This is a genomic window from Pantoea sp. Ap-967, assembly GCF_011752565.1.
Taxonomy (GTDB): Bacteria; Pseudomonadota; Gammaproteobacteria; order Pseudomonadales; family Pseudomonadaceae; genus Aquipseudomonas.
The window spans coordinates 71,934-88,241 of record NZ_VWXK01000015.1 but is presented as its reverse complement, the minus strand read 5'-3'; the positions used below and the strand labels follow the sequence as shown (position 1 = coordinate 88,241).

16 protein-coding genes are annotated in these 16,308 nt (G+C 63.3%); 12 read left to right on the top strand and 4 right to left on the bottom strand.

The features are described from left to right. Positions 1–134 precede the first annotated feature (134 nt). The 7 genes from F3J45_RS17130 to F3J45_RS17100 all read left to right on the top strand — a co-directional run bounded on the left by F3J45_RS17130 (position 135) and on the right by F3J45_RS17100 (position 7,160). Positions 135–785, top strand: a complete 651-nt coding sequence (locus F3J45_RS17130; protein ID WP_167065064.1) for a cytochrome c — start codon at positions 135–137, stop codon at positions 783–785. Continuing rightward, on the top strand, positions 782–1,696 hold the full coding sequence (locus F3J45_RS17125; RefSeq protein ID WP_167065061.1) for a c-type cytochrome: 915 nt from the start codon (positions 782–784) through the stop codon (positions 1,694–1,696). The genes F3J45_RS17130 and F3J45_RS17125 overlap by 4 nt, the downstream gene beginning before the upstream one ends. A gap of 195 nt (positions 1,697–1,891) precedes the next feature. Beyond that, positions 1,892–2,731 (top strand): UTP--glucose-1-phosphate uridylyltransferase GalU, encoded by an 840-nt coding sequence (galU, locus tag F3J45_RS17120; protein ID WP_167065058.1) that lies wholly within the window; start codon positions 1,892–1,894, stop codon positions 2,729–2,731. A 180-nt stretch (positions 2,732–2,911) separates the two neighbouring features. Beyond that, positions 2,912–4,267 (top strand): glutathione-disulfide reductase, encoded by a 1,356-nt coding sequence (gene gorA / locus F3J45_RS17115; RefSeq protein ID WP_167065055.1) that lies wholly within the window; start codon positions 2,912–2,914, stop codon positions 4,265–4,267. Positions 4,268–4,566: 299 nt separating this feature from the next. After that, positions 4,567–5,130, top strand: a complete 564-nt coding sequence (gene ahpC, locus F3J45_RS17110) for an alkyl hydroperoxide reductase subunit C (RefSeq protein ID WP_004375926.1) — start codon at positions 4,567–4,569, stop codon at positions 5,128–5,130. A gap of 125 nt (positions 5,131–5,255) precedes the next feature. Beyond that, positions 5,256–6,818: an alkyl hydroperoxide reductase subunit F gene (gene ahpF, locus F3J45_RS17105; protein WP_167065052.1), complete on the top strand. Its 1,563-nt coding sequence runs from the start codon at positions 5,256–5,258 to the stop codon at positions 6,816–6,818. 153 nt (positions 6,819–6,971) lie between these two features. Beyond that, positions 6,972–7,160: a hypothetical protein gene (locus F3J45_RS17100; protein WP_167065049.1), complete on the top strand. Its 189-nt coding sequence runs from the start codon at positions 6,972–6,974 to the stop codon at positions 7,158–7,160. Between the two features lie 5 nt (positions 7,161–7,165). On the opposite strand, the gene F3J45_RS17095 is transcribed toward F3J45_RS17100, so the two are convergent. Further along, a complete protein-coding gene (locus tag F3J45_RS17095; protein ID WP_167065046.1) occupies positions 7,166–7,813 on the bottom strand; it encodes a YceH family protein in 648 nt (215 codons plus the stop codon). A gap of 77 nt (positions 7,814–7,890) precedes the next feature. Then, positions 7,891–8,433 carry a WYL domain-containing protein gene (locus F3J45_RS30520; RefSeq protein WP_167065044.1) on the bottom strand — a complete coding sequence of 181 codons (543 nt, stop codon included), beginning with the start codon at positions 8,431–8,433 and terminating at the stop codon, positions 7,891–7,893. A 169-nt stretch (positions 8,434–8,602) separates the two neighbouring features. On the opposite strand from F3J45_RS30520, the gene F3J45_RS17085 reads away from it, so the two are divergent. Both F3J45_RS17085 and F3J45_RS17080 read left to right on the top strand, forming a co-directional pair. Further along, positions 8,603–8,848, top strand: a complete 246-nt coding sequence (locus F3J45_RS17085; RefSeq protein ID WP_167065041.1) for a type II toxin-antitoxin system Phd/YefM family antitoxin — start codon at positions 8,603–8,605, stop codon at positions 8,846–8,848. After that, entirely contained in the window at positions 8,838–9,119 is a 282-nt protein-coding gene (locus F3J45_RS17080) for a type II toxin-antitoxin system RelE/ParE family toxin (RefSeq protein ID WP_167065038.1), read from the top strand. Before F3J45_RS17085 ends, F3J45_RS17080 begins: the two co-directional genes overlap by 11 nt. Before the next feature lie 51 nt (positions 9,120–9,170). Here the strand turns inward: F3J45_RS17080 and F3J45_RS17075 are convergent, their stop codons facing one another. Next, complete coding sequence (locus F3J45_RS17075; protein WP_167065035.1) at positions 9,171–10,079, bottom strand: LysR family transcriptional regulator; 909 nt, start codon at positions 10,077–10,079, stop codon at positions 9,171–9,173. 216 nt (positions 10,080–10,295) lie between these two features. Here F3J45_RS17075 and F3J45_RS17070 point away from each other — a divergent pair, with 216 nt between their 5' ends. Together F3J45_RS17070 and F3J45_RS17065 are read left to right on the top strand one after the other, a co-directional pair. Beyond that, entirely contained in the window at positions 10,296–11,600 is a 1,305-nt protein-coding gene (locus F3J45_RS17070; protein WP_167065032.1) for an MFS transporter, read from the top strand. Positions 11,601–11,630: 30 nt separating this feature from the next. Further along, positions 11,631–12,851, top strand: a complete 1,221-nt coding sequence (locus F3J45_RS17065; RefSeq protein WP_167065029.1) for a Zn-dependent hydrolase — start codon at positions 11,631–11,633, stop codon at positions 12,849–12,851. Between the two features lie 289 nt (positions 12,852–13,140). Here F3J45_RS17065 and F3J45_RS17060 read toward each other — a convergent pair whose 3' ends face one another. Next, on the bottom strand, positions 13,141–14,565 hold the full coding sequence (locus F3J45_RS17060) for a PLP-dependent aminotransferase family protein (RefSeq protein WP_167065026.1): 1,425 nt from the start codon (positions 14,563–14,565) through the stop codon (positions 13,141–13,143). A gap of 327 nt (positions 14,566–14,892) precedes the next feature. Here F3J45_RS17060 and F3J45_RS17055 point away from each other — a divergent pair, with 327 nt between their 5' ends. Further along, a complete protein-coding gene (locus F3J45_RS17055) occupies positions 14,893–16,305 on the top strand; it encodes an amino acid permease (protein WP_167065023.1) in 1,413 nt (470 codons plus the stop codon). Positions 16,306–16,308 lie beyond the last annotated feature (3 nt).

Below are 16,308 nucleotides of genomic sequence, written 5' to 3'. Positions count from 1 at the left end.
TGATGCGCGGTTAAAAGGCCATTTGCCATCCCTTGGTCGGCCCAGGCGTTGTTGCGGCTTTCCCTACGGGGCTAGTATCCATTTGCTTATGTTTTTTAAGCCTAAGCTTATAACAAAAGAAATGGAGATTCGTGATGACCCCGTTGAGTCGCGTCGTGATCGGCAGCTTGCTGATCTTGGCCTGGCCCGCGGCGCATGGCGCCGATGGCCAGAACGTATTCACCCAGGGTGGCGCCAGCCCCGCCGCCATGGCTTGCCTGGGCTGCCATGGGCCTGACGGCAAGGGCATGCCGGCTGCAGGCTTTCCCCGCCTGGCCGGCTTGCCGGCCGGCTACCTGAGCAAGCAATTGCATGACTGGCGCAGCGGCAGCCGCCAGCAGCCGGTGATGGCGCCCCTGGCCAAAGCCCTGACGGACGATGAAATAGATGCCGTCAGCGCTTACCTGGCCAGCCTGCCCGCCGACCCAGCGCCGCCCCTGCGGCGCCAGCAGATCGCGGGCAATGCCACCGAGCGCCTGGCCCTGTACGGCGACTGGCTGCGGCAGATTCCCGGTTGCGTGCAATGCCATGGCCCTGGCGGCAGCGGTGTGGGCGAGCATTTCCCACCCCTGGCCGGGCAGCCTGCGGCCTACCTGGTGGCGCAACTCAATAGCTGGCGCGATGGCAGCCGGCGCAACGACCCCAATCAGTTGATGGTCGGCGTGGCCAAGGCCATGACCGATGCCGAAGTCCAGGCGATTGCCGAGTTCTTCGCCCAGCCCGCCCGCCAGGAGGCCCAGCCATGAAGCGCCTGATGCCAACCCTGTTACTGCTGGCCATGGGCAATGCCTTGGCCGTGCCCATTGCCATGCCAGACCAGTCCCAACTGCAGGTGCCGGCTGGCGATGCCACGCCGCGCTTCATGCCCCCAGGCGAGGGCGAACTGCCGGACAACGCCTTTGGCAAGATGGTCCGTGAAGGCCACGCGCTGTTCGTCGACACCCGGCGCCTGATGCCCGAGGCCGTGGGCAACGGCATGAACTGCAGCAACTGCCACCTCGACCAGGGGCGCCTGGCGCATTCTGCGCCGCTGTGGGGTGCCTACCCGATGTACCCGGCGTATCGCAAGAAGAACGACAAGGTGAACACCTATGCCGAGCGCGTGCAGGGCTGTTTCCAGTTCAGCATGAACGGCAAGCCGCCAGCGGCGGACAGCCCGCAGATGACGGCGTTGTCGGTGTATGCCTATTGGTTGTCTACCCGCGCGCCCACCGGCGTGGAAATTGCCGGCCGCGGCTACCCCGACGTGCCGCAGCCCAAGGGCGGCTACGACTTTGCCCGTGGCCAGCAGGTGTACCGCGCGCAATGCGCTATTTGCCACGGTGACGATGGCCAGGGGCAAAAGGTGGCGGGCGAGTACGTGATGCCGCCGCTGTGGGGCAAGGACGCCTACAACTGGGGGGCCGGCATGCACCGGATCAACACCGCGGCTTCGTTCATCAAGTACAACATGCCCCTGGGCAAGCCGGGCACCTTGAGCGACCAGCAGGCCTGGGACGTGGCCGCCTGGGTCAACCGCCACGAGCGCCCGCAGGACCCGCGCCTGGTGGAAGGTTCCATCGAGAAAACGCGGCTGAAGTTCCATGCCAATGATGGCGTCAACCTGTATGGCCAGCAGGTCGATGGGGTGTTGCTGGGGCAGGGCAGCGGCCATTGAGCATGGCGCCCGGCCCCTGCGCGGCGTGCCCGTGCAGGGGCCGGATGACGTGATTTTCACGAACGGTTTGGAACTATCTACACTGAGATTTCTCTATGATGGCAGCGGTCGCCACAGGCAGGGCATTGTAAGCTGCATGCCGCCTGATTAGACTGCGCCGAATTCCACAGGCCTCGCCTTTGTTTAAGGATGTTTATGATCAAGAAATGCTTGTTCCCCGCAGCCGGCTACGGCACGCGCTTCCTGCCTGCTACCAAAGCCATGCCCAAGGAAATGCTGCCGGTGGTCAACAAGCCGCTGATCCAGTATGGCGTTGAAGAGGCACTGGATGCCGGCCTGAACGAGATTTCCATCGTTACCGGCCGCGGCAAGCGTGCGCTGGAAGACCACTTCGACATCAGCTACGAGCTGGAAACCCAGATCAAAGGCACCGACAAGGAAAAATACCTGGTCGGTATCCGCCGCCTGCTCGACGAGTGCTCGTTCTCCTACACCCGTCAGACCGAAATGAAAGGCCTGGGCCACGCCATCCTGACCGGCCGCCCACTGATCGGTGACGAACCGTTCGCCGTGGTGCTGGCCGATGACCTGTGCGTCAACCTCGACGGCGACGGCGTGCTCGCGCAAATGGTTGCGCTGTACAAGAAGTACCGCTGCTCGATCGTCGCCATCCAGGAAGTCGACCCGCAGGAAACCAACAAGTACGGCGTTATCGCCGGTGAAGAGATCAAGGACGGCATCTTCCGTGTCGACGCCATGGTCGAGAAGCCCAAGCCTGAAGACGCACCGTCGAACCTGGCGATCATCGGCCGTTACATCCTGACCCCGGACATCTTCGAGAAGATCGAACAAACCGAGCCGGGCAAGGGTGGCGAGATCCAGATCACCGACGCGCTGATGAAGCAGGCCGCTGAAGGCAACGTGATTGCCTACAAGTTCAAGGGCAAGCGTTTCGACTGCGGTGGCGCTGAAGGCTACATCGAAGCGACCAACTTCTGCTTCGAGCACTTCTACAAGGCTGGCAAGGCTTACTGATTCACGCTGTTGCTGATGGCTGGGGCCGCTTTGCGGCCCTTCGCGGGGCAAGCCCGCTCCTACACGGCCGGTGCAAATCCCAAGATTTGCACACAACCTGTAGGAGCGGGCTTGCCCCGCGAAGGGGCGCAAAGCGGCCCCAGTGCGTTATGCTGGGCGCCTGCCAAGGAGACTGAATACATGGCCTACGATTTTGATCTGTTCGTGATTGGCGCCGGTTCCGGCGGCGTGCGCGCGGCGCGCTTCGCTGCAGGCTTCGGTGCGAAAGTGGCAGTGGCCGAAAGCCGCTACCTGGGCGGCACCTGTGTCAACGTTGGCTGCGTGCCGAAAAAACTGCTGGTGTACGGCGCCCACGTTGCCGACGAACTGGAACAAGCTGCCGGCTTCGGCTGGACCCTGGAAGAAGGCCACTTCGACTGGGGCACGCTGATTGCCAACAAGAACCGCGAGATCGAACGCCTCAACGGCATCTACCGCAACTTGCTGGTGAACAGCGGCGTGACCTTGCTGCAAGGCCATGCGCGCATCACTGGCGCCAACGAAGTGGAAGTGCACGGCCAGCGCTACAGCGCCGAGCATATCCTCATCGCCACCGGCGGCTGGCCGCAGGTTCCGGACATCCCGGGCAAGGAACTGGCGATCACCTCCAACGAGGCCTTCTACCTCAAGGAACTGCCACGCCGGGTGCTGGTGGTCGGGGGCGGTTATATCGCCGTCGAGTTCGCGGGCATCTTCCAGGGCCTGGGCGCCGATACCACCTTGCTGTACCGCGGCGACCTGTTCCTGCGCGGCTTTGACGGCTCGGTGCGCACCCACCTCAAGGAAGAATTGGAAAAACGCGGCCTGAACCTGCAATTCAACGCCGATATCCAGCGCATCGACAAGCTCGAAGATGGCACCTTGAAGGCTACCCTCAAGGATGGCCGCGAACTGTTGGCCGATTGCGTGTTCTACGCCACTGGCCGGCGGCCGATGCTCGACAACCTGGGCCTGGAGAACACCGGCGTGGAGCTGGACGCGCGTGGCTATATCCGCGTCGACGACCAATACCAGACCACTGCCCCTTCGGTACTGGCCATCGGTGATGTGATTGGCCGTGTCCAACTCACCCCCGTGGCCCTGGCCGAGGGCATGGCCGTGGCGCGGCGCCTGTTCAAGCCCGAGCAGTACCGCCCGGTGGACTACCAGAACATCCCGACCGCCGTGTTCAGCCAGCCGCCGATCGGCACCGTGGGCCTGACCGAAGAGCAGGCGCTGGAAGCTGGGCACAAGGTGCAGGTCTTCGAAAGCCGCTTCCGCGCCATGAAGCTGACCCTCACCGACATTCAGGAAAAAACCCTGATGAAGCTGGTGGTCGATGCCGAAACCGACAAGGTGCTGGGTTGCCACATGGTCGGGCCGGATGCCGGCGAGATCATCCAGGGCCTGGGCGTGGCCTTGAAGGCTGGTGCCACCAAGCAGCAGTTCGACGAAACCATCGGCGTGCACCCCACGGCCGCCGAAGAATTCGTCACCATGCGCACCGCCACCCGCTGATCCATGTGGGAGCGGCCTTGCGTCGCGAAAGGGCTGCAACGCAGCCCCAGGTGCCCTGACGATATCGCCTGGGGCCGCTGTGCGGCCCTTTCGCGACGCAAGGCCGCTCCCACAGCAGGCTCCACTGCAAAGGGGGCGCGGTGCGCAATCCTTTGCTCAGCCCATTCCCTTCTATTAATTATCTCCGGTTATAGCCAAAACCAATCACCAGCATGAGCTTTGCCAATGAGCCTTTGTCGGGAGCAGCGGTTAGGATTCTCTCCATCAACTGATTCCAACCCCATGAAGGAGCGTCTCTCATGCCAATCATCAACAGCCAGGTCAAACCGTTCAACGCCACTGCCTACCACAAGGGCGAGTTCGTGCAGGTCAGCGAAGCCGACCTGAAAGGCAAGTGGTCCGTCGTGTTCTTCTACCCAGCCGACTTCACCTTCGTCTGCCCGACCGAACTGGGTGACCTCGCCGACAACTACGCCGAATTCCAGAAACTGGGCGTGGAAATCTACGGCGTGTCCACCGACACCCACTTCACCCACAAAGCCTGGCACGACACCTCGGACACCATCGGCAAGATCCAGTACCCACTGATCGGTGACCCGACCCACGTCATCTCGCGCAACTTCGACGTGCTGATCGAAGAAGCCGGCCTGGCCGATCGCGGTACCTTCGTGATCAACCCGGAAGGCCAGATCAAAATCGTTGAACTGAACGACGGTGGTGTAGGCCGCGATGCTGCCGAGCTGCTGCGTAAAGTGAAAGCTGCCCAGTACGTTGCCGCTCACCCAGGCGAAGTGTGCCCAGCCAAGTGGAAAGAAGGCGAAGCGACCCTCGCGCCTTCGCTGGACCTGGTCGGCAAGATCTAAGCCGATGCGCACCCCGCGGGCGGTGGACAGCCGCCAAAGCTGAAGTACCTACCGCCCCGTAAAAGCGCCCGGGCGACCTCGCCTGGGCGTTTTTGTATCCGAGTTTTGAAAAAGGAATCGCCCGTATGTTGGACGCCACGCTTAAATCGCAACTGAAAACCTACCTGGAGCGGGTCACCCAGCCGATCGAGATCGTTGCCTCCCTCGACGACGGCGCGAAGTCCCGCGAATTGCACGACCTGCTGGTGGAAATCGCCGGCCTGTCAAACCTTATTACCTTCAGCGCGGACGGCACCGACGCCCGTCGCCCTTCGTTCTCGCTGAACCGCCCGGGTGCCGACATTAGCCTGCGCTTCGCCGGCATCCCCATGGGCCACGAATTCACCTCGCTGGTACTGGCGCTGTTGCAAGTCGGCGGCCACCCATCGAAGGCCAGCACCGAGGTGATCGAGCAGATCCAGGCCCTGGAAGGTGAATTCACCTTTGAAACCTACTTCTCGCTGTCGTGCCAGAACTGCCCGGACGTGGTTCAGGCGCTGAACCTGATGGCCGTGCTCAACCCCAATGTGCGCCACGTGGCCATTGACGGCGCGCTGTTCCAGGACGAAGTGGAATCGCGCAAGATCATGGCGGTGCCGAGCATCTACCTCAACGGTGAACTGTTCGGCCAGGGCCGCATGGGCCTGGAGGAAATCCTCGGCAAGATCGACACTAGCGCCGGTAGCCGCCAGGCCGAGAAGATCAACGCCAAGGACGCCTTCGACGTGCTGGTGGTTGGCGGCGGCCCTGCCGGCGCTGCAGCGGCCATCTACGCCGCCCGTAAAGGCATCCGCACTGGCGTTGCCGCCGAGCGTTTCGGCGGCCAGGTGCTCGACACCCTGGCCATCGAGAACTTCATCTCGGTGCAGGAAACCGAAGGGCCGAAACTGGCCACGGCGCTGGAAGAACACGTCAAGCAGTACGACGTGGACATCATGAACCTGCAGCGCGGCGAAGCGTTGATCCCGGCAACCGATGGCGGCCTGCACGAAGTGCGCCTGGCCAGCGGCGCCTCGCTCAAGGCCAAGACCGTGATCCTGGCCACCGGTGCCCGCTGGCGCGAGATGAACGTGCCGGGCGAGCAACAATACCGCGCCCGTGGCGTGGCCTACTGCCCGCACTGTGACGGCCCGCTGTTCAAGGGCAAGCGCGTGGCGGTGATTGGTGGCGGCAACTCCGGCGTGGAAGCGGCCATCGACCTGGCCGGTATCGTCGCCCAGGTGACGCTGATCGAGTTCGACAGCCAACTGCGCGCCGACGCGGTGCTGCAGCGCAAGCTGCACAGCCTGGCGAACGTCAAGGTCATCACCAGCGCGCTGACCACCGAGGTGGTGGGCGACGGCGAGAAGGTCACCGGCCTGCGCTACAAGGACCGCAACACCGAGCAGGTGCATGACCTGGCGCTGGAAGGCATCTTCGTGCAGATCGGCCTGCTGCCGAACACCGATTGGCTCAAGGGTACCGTCGAGCTGTCGCCACGTGGCGAAATCATCGTCGATGCCAAGGGCCAGACCAGCATACCGGGCGTGTTCGCTGCGGGTGACGTGACCACCGTGCCGTACAAGCAGATCGTGATTGCGGTGGGTGAGGGCGCCAAGGCTTCGCTGGCGGCATTCGACCACCTGATCCGCACCTCGGCACCGGCGTAAGTCTGGGCCGGCCCTTTCGCGGGGCAAGCCCGCTCCTACAGGTAATCCTCAGATCGCCTGTAGGAGCGGGCTTGCCCCGCGAAAGGGCCGGCACTGCCAAAGCAAATCCCGAGGGTGTCTATGCTTACGGCAGACACCCTCAGGAATTTCACCATGACCCTGATCAGCCGCGAACCCTGGTGGCTAGTCCCCCCCAAGCCCGGGCAGCAGGAGCAGGACCTGCACTGGGGCTACCTGGAAATCTACGCCGACGGCCGCACCGTGTTCGTCGACCAGCGCCCCAGTGACCGGGAACTGGCCGAGCGCAAGAGTTGCCGCAACTTCCCCAAGCCTGAACCCTAAGCGGCTCAGCCCTCCAGTTCGGCCAGGCGGGCTTCCAGTGCCGCAATCCGCGCTTCAAGCGCTTCGATCCGCTCCTCCGAAACACTGCCGCCTGTGCTGCGGGTTGTGCCTTCCTGCTGGCGGGCTGCCAGAATCGCTTCGATTTCCGCCGGGTCGCCCAGTGCATGGGTGTAACGGTCCTCGCGTTGCCCGGCCTGGCGCGGCAGGTGCAAGGCCAGGTCGCGCGAAATCAGCCGCTCCAGCTGGTGCTGGATCTGCTCGGTGTCATCGAATTCGTGCAGGCGGTTGCTGCGTGTCAGCAGCTCGTTGAGGGTTTGCGGGCCGCGCAGGAACATCAGGCCCATCAGTACCAGCTGTGCCGGCACCAGCTCCAGGGCCTTGTCCACCCGCTGCTCCCAGCGGTCGGCCCGGCTGCCCATCTGCAGGCGTGTCATGTCCTGGCTTTCCAGGGCACGCAGCGCTTGGCCAACCTGGCCCTGGGTGAGATTCATCACCGGCTCCCGGCTGGTCTTCTGGTTACAGGCCAGCACCAGGGCGTTGAGGGTCAGCGGGTAGCTTTCCGGGCTGGTGGCCTGCTTTTCAATCAGGGCACCGAGAATGCGGATTTCAGTGCTGTTGAAGCGGCCTTCGCCTGCGGTTTGGTGTTCTGACATGGCCCTGTCTCATGGCTGAGGAAAGGCCCCTAGCGTAGGTAAAGCGCCAGGCTTAAGCAATCGTGCCCTGTGCCGGCTCAGAAACCGTCGTCGTTCAGCGCCAGGCTCTGGCGCAGTTGCTCGACCATCGACATGCGCAAGGTTTCCGGCGCCTTCACCCGAATGGACCCCGCCTGGGACAACAGCCAGCCCATCAGTGCGCGGCTGTCCTCGACCGTGGCCGCCAGCATCGCGCCGCCGTTGTCGTGGGGGGCCAGGTGCATGTCTTCGGACAGGGGCTGGTCTTCCAGGCGCCGGGCCAGGCCATCGTCGACCCAGGCACGCAGCTCGATCCATTGCGAAGGCGAAAGCACGTCGGGTTGCAACTGCTGGGCCTGGTCCAGGCTCAGGCCCGGTTGCCAGTACCAGCCATAGGGCATGCCCTTGCTGTTGCAATGCAGCGGGAACAAGGTCGCCAGTTCATTGAGGTCGCGCTCGACCGTGCGCTTGCTGGTCTTGTGCCCTGACAGCGACAACGCGGCCTGCAGCTGCGTCGAACTCATCCCCGGGTGACGGTCGGGCAGGAGCTTGAGCAATTGCCATTGGCGGGCGATGGTATGGCGGGTCGGATGGCTAGGCACGGGCGTCGTCCTTGTACAACAGGCGATATCATAGCGCCACGAATGATGGCACATGGCTATGCATCTGAGCATACTCCTTTAGGAGGTCCGATCCAAGTTTTGAGAGATCGACGGTTGTTAACGGTCTTAAAAAAGACCAAAATATCGGTCTTAATTGAGGGGTGTGATCATGCAGAACATCTTCGCTGATGTAACTGTGAGCGTGTCGGAGCTCAAGAAGAACCCAACAGCCGTGATGTCTGATGCGGCAGGCATGCCCGTTGCGGTGTTGAACCACAATCGCGTGATGGGCTACATGGTGCCTGCCGAGTTGTATGAGGCAATGATGGAGCGACTTGATGATTTGGAATTGAGCGAATTGGCCAAGGCGCGTGCGGGTGAACAAGGCGTTCCGGTGAATCTGGATGACTTATAAGCTCGAATTTCTTCCATCTGCGTTGAAGGAATGGGAGAAGCTTGGGCATACGGTGCGTGAGCAGATCAAGAAAAAGCTGGGCGAGCGATTGCAGTTGCCGAGGGTACAGGCAGACGCGTTGCGCGAGCTTCCCCACCACTACAAGATCAAGCTCAAGGCATCGGGTTATCGGCTTGTTTATCGAGTTGAGGATGAGCGGGTCGTGGTCGTGGTAGTTTCCGTCGGCAAGCGTGAGCGCAGTGCGGCGTATCGCTCGGCTATACAGCGGTAGCTTTTCACCTAGGCGTCACGAACTCCCGGCGCTGGTTTGTGCAGTGCTTTCTCAGTCCAAACTGGCCTGCAACGCCTCGATAAACACCTCTTCAGCCCGGCTCAGCCGTTGCTCCCGGTTCCACAGCAGGTGGATGTCCACATCGGCGAACCCCTCCGCCGGCGGCAGCTTCCACAGCAGCCCCGCTGCCACATCTGGCGCCACGACGTGTTCGGGCAGGCAGCCGATGCCGAACCCGGCGATCACCAGCCGGCGCACTTCTTCAAGGCTCGGTGAAGACGCGACGATCCTTCCTGAAAATCCTTGTTGATCGCGGAAAATGGTCAGGGGCGAGAGCATGCCGCCAATCTGGTCACTGGCGAAACTGACGAAGTTTTCCCGCTGCAGATCGCCCTGGGCCTGGCCAAACAAGGCGTGGTGCTTGCCGCAGAAAAACGCATAGCGCTGGCGCAGGAACAGGCGCTGTTCCAGTCGGGGCTGGGGCCGGCGGTTCAGGCTCAGCCCGGCCGTGGCGGTTTTTTCCTGCAAGGCTGCAACGATGTCGGAGCTGCGCATCACGTCGATTTCCACATCCACCCGGGGGTGCAGGCGGTGAAAGCTGGCCAGGAAGTCGTCGAAGCGCTCGCAGACGATGCGGCTGATCATCAGCAGGCGCACCTTGCCCACCAGCTCGTCGGCCGGTTGTTCCAGCAGGCCGCCGATCTGCGACATCTGCCCGTACACCTCGCCCGCCAGCAGGAACAGTTGCTCGCCCATGTCGGTGAGTACGAAGCGTGGGCCGCGGCGGGCGATCAGCTGGCGCCCTAGCTGCTCTTCCAGGCGCTTGAGTGCCTGGCTCACGGCTGGCTGGGTGAGGTGCAAGCGGGCAGCGGCGCGGCTGATGGACAATTCCTGGCCGATCACCCGGAAGGTGCGCAGCAGGTTCCAGTCCAGGCGGTCGTTGAGCAGGCGTTCGGGCATGGGCAGGCTCGATGATAAGCAGGGTTAATAGTCTGAATAATAAATAGAAAATTGACTAATCATAGCCCCGGGACGATAAATCGCAGGCATTGAGGCCTGCTGCAGTGGTGTTGGCTGCTTCGCAGGGCAAGCCAACGCCCAGGCAACAGGCCACGCGCCGCCAGAGCGCCACCGTGACCTTCAACTCCTGCCAGAAAAACAAGCAAAGGAGCCCCCATGCAGCCCTCCGCTTCGCCCCAGCCGCGCCGTGCCGCCGCCGCCGCGTTCATCGGTACCATGATCGAATGGTACGACTTCTACATCTACGCCACCGCCGCTGCCCTGGTGTTTGGCGCCTTGTTCTTCCCATCCGACAACAGCCTGTTCAGCACCATGGCCGCATTTGCCACCTTCGCCGTGGGTTTTTTCGCGCGGCCCTTGGGCGGCATCGTGTTCGGCCATGTGGGTGACCGCATCGGCCGCAAGAAATCGCTGGTGATCACCTTGCTGATGATGGGCATTGTCACCGTGTGCATCGGCCTGCTGCCAACCTACGGGCAAATCGGCGCCCTGGCGCCGGTGCTGCTGATCGTCCTGCGCGTGGTCCAGGGCATTGCAGTAGGGGGCGAGTGGGGCGGGGCGGTGCTGATGGCCGGCGAACATGCGCCCAAGGGCCGGCGCAACTTCTTCGCCTCGTTCGCCCAGCTGGGCAGCCCTGCTGGGCTGATACTCTCGCTGCTGGCCTTTGGCGCGGTTACCCGCCTGCCCGAGGAGGCCTTGATGAGCTGGGGCTGGCGCGTACCGTTCCTGGCCAGCGCCCTGTTGCTGCTGGTAGGCCTGGCCATCCGCCTGGGGGTGAATGAGTCACCGGAATTCATCGCCAGCCGCGAGCAGGCGGCCAAGGCCAAGCGCAAGGAGCAGGCGCCGGTGCTGGAGGTGCTGCGCACCGCCTGGCGCCCGCTGCTGCTGTGCATCGGCGCCAATACCCTGGGCATTGCCGGGGTCTATTTCACCAACACCTTCATGATCAGCTACACCACCCAGCAGTTGCACCTGGAGCGCTCGCTGATTCTTGAATGCCTGTTCTTCGTGGCGATCATTCAGTTCTGTGTGCAGCCGCTGGCCGCCTGGCTGTCGGAAAAACTCGGTGCCACCCGCTTCCTGGCCTTGGTCGCGTTGCTGGCCATGGCCTCGCCTTACCCGATGTTCGTGCTGGTGAGCTCTGCCGAAGGCCCGCTGATCGTGCTTGGCATCGCCCTGGCCGCCGCCTGCATGGCCTCGTTCTACGCAGTGATCGCAGGTTACGTCAGCGGCATGTTCGACACCCGGGTGCGCTACACCGCCATTTCCATGGCCTACCAGGTGTGCGGCGCCATCGCCGGCGGGCTCACCCCGCTGATCGGCACGTGGCTGGCCCACACCTTCACCGGCCAGTGGTGGCCGATGGCGGTGTTCTACACCCTGATTGCCACTGTTTCGCTGGTGTGCGTGCTTGCCCTTTCGCGCCATTACGCCCGTAGCCAGCACCTGGAACTGGCCTGACCCATCCGCATGATTCTGGAGTATCCGCATATGTTGAAAAGCAATGGCGAGCGCCTGTGGGCGAGCCTGATGGCCATGGCCGAAGTCGGCGCCACCGCCCGCGGCGGCAGCTGCCGCCTGGCCCTGAGCGACGAGGACAAGGCTGGCCGCGAGCTGTTCAGCCACTGGTGCCGCGAAGCTGGCCTGACCCTGAGCGTGGACGCCATTGGCAACCTGTTCGCCCGCCGAGCTGGCAGCGACCCTGGCGCCGCCCCGGTGATGATGGGCAGCCACCTGGACACCCAGCCTGAAGGCGGCCGGTTCGATGGTGTCTACGGCGTGCTGGCCGGCCTTGAGGTAGTGCGCTGCCTCAACGACCTGAACATCCAGACCCGCAAGCCGCTGGAAATCGCCGTATGGACCAACGAGGAGGGGGCCCGTTTCACCCCGGCCATGTTCGGCTCGGCGGTGTTCACCGGCACCCTGGCGCTGGACCAGGCCCTGGCCATTCGCGATGCCGACGGCATCAGCGTGGCCGATGAACTGCAGCGCACGGGCTATGCTGGCCAGCGCCTCTTGGGCGGTGCGGTGGATGCCTATTTCGAGGCCCATATCGAGCAAGGCCCGATCCTTGAAGACAACGCCAAGGCCATTGGCGTGGTCAGTGGCGGGCAGGCCATTCGCTGGCTGGACGTAACGGTCGAAGGCATGGCGGCCCACGCTGGTACCACGCCGATGCCGCTGCGCAAGGATGCCTTGTACGGCGCGGCGCAGATGATCCAGGCGGTCGAGCAACTGGCGGCGGACTTTGCCCCACAGGGCCTGACCACCGTGGGCGAGCTGTCGATTGCCAAGTCGTCGCGCAACACCATTCCCGGCGTGCTGCGCTTTACCGTCGACCTGCGCCATCACCGCGACGAAGCCATTGAAGCCATGGAACGCGACCTTGCCTCGAACCTGCAAGCCATCGCTGAGCAGCGCGGCCTGCAGGTACGCATCGAGCGCCACTGGGTGAGCCCGGCCACGCCGTTCGATGCCGACTGCGTGGCGGCTGTGCAGCAGGCGGTGGACGGGCTGGGTTATGCCCAGCAGCCCGTCGTCAGCGGCGCTGGTCACGACGCCATCTTGCTGGCGCGTTACTGCCCGACGGCGATGGTGTTCATTCCTTGCGTGGGTGGGCTGAGCCACAACGAGGCTGAGGACGTGCTGCCTGAGGATGCCCGGCAGGGCGTGGATGTGCTGCTCAATGCCGTGTTGGCGCGTGCTGAGTGAGCGGTTTTCGCCGGTAGATGTGTAGCGCCTTCTAGACCGAGCGCCGCCCGCGCGGCGCTTCGCGAGCTGCGCTCGCTCCTACGTTTGTTTCGGGCCAGTAACGCCTGTGGCAGACGCGCGCGACCGCCTTGTTGGTACGACGCGATAGTGCGACATGCGCCAAAGCGTTCGCGCGCAAATTTCCCAGGATCCACTGGCCCGAAACAAACGTAGGAGCGAGCATAGCTCGCGAAGCGCCGCGCGGGCGGCGCTGGGTTTCACAGGCGCCGCAGATGCCATGGCGAACCCCCTAAATCCCACCCCGGCGCACATGCTTGACCAACACCTTCTCCAACAACTCCCACATCGCCGGGTCCGTGCTGAACGCCACGTTGAAGCGCATCCACCCGGTTGCCTTGGCATCCACCATGAACAATTGCCCAGGCCCGAGCATGATGCCTTTCTCCAGCGCGTCGTCCAGCAGCGCCGCGCTGTCGGGAGTGGCCGGGTGGCGGGTCCAGATGTACATGCCTTCATCCGACTCGATGAACAGCTCGAAGCCCAGCCGGTGCAAATGCCGGCCCACTTCCTGGTGCGCCTCGGCCAGGCGCTGGCGCAGGCGCTTGAGGTGCTTGCGCCAGCGCCCGTCGATGATCGCCGCATACACCACGCGCTCCATCACCTGCGAGGTGGTCAGGCCCGAGCGCATCTTCAGGTGCAGCAGCTTTTGCATCAGCTCCGGGTTGGCCAGCAGGTAACCTACCCGCACATTGGGCGAAATGCTTTTCGAGTAACTGCCCACGTACACCACCTGCTGCAAGTGGTCGAGGCTGGCCAGGCACGGCTGCGGCTCGGCCACCATGTCGGCGTACAGGTTGTTCTCCACCAGGCGGAAACCGTGCTGGCTGGCCAATTGCAAAAGGCGATGCAGCTGTGGCAACGGGGTGCGCGAGCAGGTTGGGCTGTGCAGGTGCGGCTGGGTGAAGAACGCCGTGGGGCGGTGGTGCGCCAGCAGCTGCTCCAGGTGGTTGAGGTCGTAACCATTTGGCGTGCGCGGCACGCCGATCAGTGTCGCGCCCTGGGTGCGCAGAATGCTCATCAGGTTCGGGTAGCCCGGGTCGTCCACCAGCACCACGTCGCCTGGGCGCACCAAGGTGCGTACCGCCAGGTCCAGTGCCTGGCTGGCGCCGTGGGTCAGCATCAGCTGCGCCGGGTTGGCCACGATCGACAGCTCCTGCTGCAGGTTCTGCGCCGTCAGCGCGCGCAGCTCCGGCAGGCCCATCGGGTCGCCATAGCCGGACAATTCCAGCGGGCTGCCGGCCACCTGGCGCAGGCCGCGGCGCAGCCCGTCCTCGTACATCCAGTCGTTGGGCAGCCAGCCGCAGCCGGGTTTGAACGGCAGCTGGCGAATTTCGAAAATCTGCTGCAGGTACCACTCGGAATTGAACGTCGGGCGCCCCGTCTCCGCTTCGCCGCTCTGGCTATCCAGTAGCTCGTTCGCTGCACGATTGACGAAGAATCCCGCATTTCCCTTGCTCACCAGCAGGCCTTGGGCGACCAGGCGGTCGTAGGCCTCGACCACGGTGAAGGTGCTCACCGAATAGGTCGCGGCGAAGGCGCGAATGGACGGAACCTTGGCGCCGGGCTTGAGGGTCTGGTTGTCGATCAGCTCGCGCAGGCCGTCGATGATCTGATTGACCAACGGCGTTGAGGAGTCTGGATGTAATTCAAGCATTCGGGGCCTTCAGGAGTGCGTAACGCCAAGCGCCAGCGGGGTGTATTGCATCGGCGGCCTGTACAGTGCAGTGCGAGATTCATGCCACTGTGCATGGCTCTCTACGTCGGACATTTTTACATTAGGTGTCAGATATCGCCACATAAAGCATGTTCAGTTCGTTCCAGGTGCCAACCCTGGGGCGCGTCAGCAGGCCGCCACGGAAGGCCTGCGTGTGTTTTTTGCACACCATCCTGCCCGCATTAGCACTGATGTACAGGTGAGGCCGAGGACCATCGCGGCTTCACAGTTTTCCTTGGATAAAAAGAAGCACGGGGTACACAACTGATGGACGCAACATCCACAACCACCACCGCGAAAAGCGGGCACGAGAGCAAGCTCAGTGCCTCGCTCAAGTCGCGCCACCTGACGATGATGTCGATCGCCGGGGTTATCGGCGGCGCCTTGTTCGTCGGCTCCGGCAGCGTAATCCACAGCGCCGGCCCGGCTGCGGTCCTGGCCTACCTGGCCGGCGGCATCCTGGTGGTCCTGATCATGCGCATGCTCGGTGAAATGGCGACCTCTTCGCCCGACACCGGCTCGTTCTCCACCTACGCCGACCGCGCCATCGGCCGCTGGGCCGGTTTCACCATCGGTTGGCTGTACTGGTGGTACTGGGTCATCCTGATGGCCTGGGAAGCCTATGTGGCCGGCAAGATTCTGCACGGCTTCTTCCCCGACGTGAGCGTCAACGTGTTCGTGCTGGCCACGACCTTGCTGCTGATCACCGTCAACTTCTTCAACGTCAAGCACTACGGCGAGTTCGAATTCTGGTTCGCACTGATCAAGGTGGTGGCGATCGTCTGCTTCCTGGTGGTGTGTACCGCCGCGGTGATGAACGTCTGGCAGTTCGGTGAAGTGCGTGGCATTACCCACCTGACCGCCGAGGGCTTCATGCCCAATGGCATCACCACGGTGATCGGTGCGCTGCTTGGGGTGATGTTCGCCTTCCTCGGCGCTGAAATCGTCACCATTGCCGCTTCCGAAGCGAAAGACCCGGCCACCCAGATCGTCAAGGCCACCAACTCGGTGGTATGGCGTGTGTGCCTGTTCTACGTGGGCTCGATCTTCCTGATCGTCTGCCTGGTGCCGTGGAACGACCCGCAACTGGGCGTATCCGGCTACGGCGCCTACCGCCGCACCCTGGAACTGCTGGGCGTGCCGCACGCCGAGCTGCTGATGAACTTCGTGGTGCTGACCTCGGTGAGCAGCTGCCTGATCTCCGGCCACTACACCGCTTCGCGCATGCTGTTCTCCCTGGCCCAGCGTGGCGACGCGCCGTCGTTCTTCAAGATCACCCGCGCCGGCACCGGCGTACCGGTGTACGCGATCATCGGTTCCTGCGCCGTGGCCGTGGTGTGCGCGCTGATCAACTTCAGCGAAACCCTGCGCCCGAAAGACGTGCTGGAAACCCTGATGAACACCACCGGCATGATCGCCCTGCTGGTGTACCTGGTGATCGCCTTCTCGCAGCTGCGCATGCGCCGCAAGCTGATCGCCGAAGGCAAGGAAGTGCGCCTGCAGATGTGGCTGTTCCCATGGCTGACCTACCTGGTGATCGGCTTCATCATCGCCGCCCTGGTAACCATGGCCTTCATGCCTGACTACCAGATCCTGGTGATTTCCACCGGCATCGCCGCGGCCATCGTGGTGGCCATGGGTGTGGTGCACCAGATCCGCATGGGCAAGCAGCAGCACTAAGCG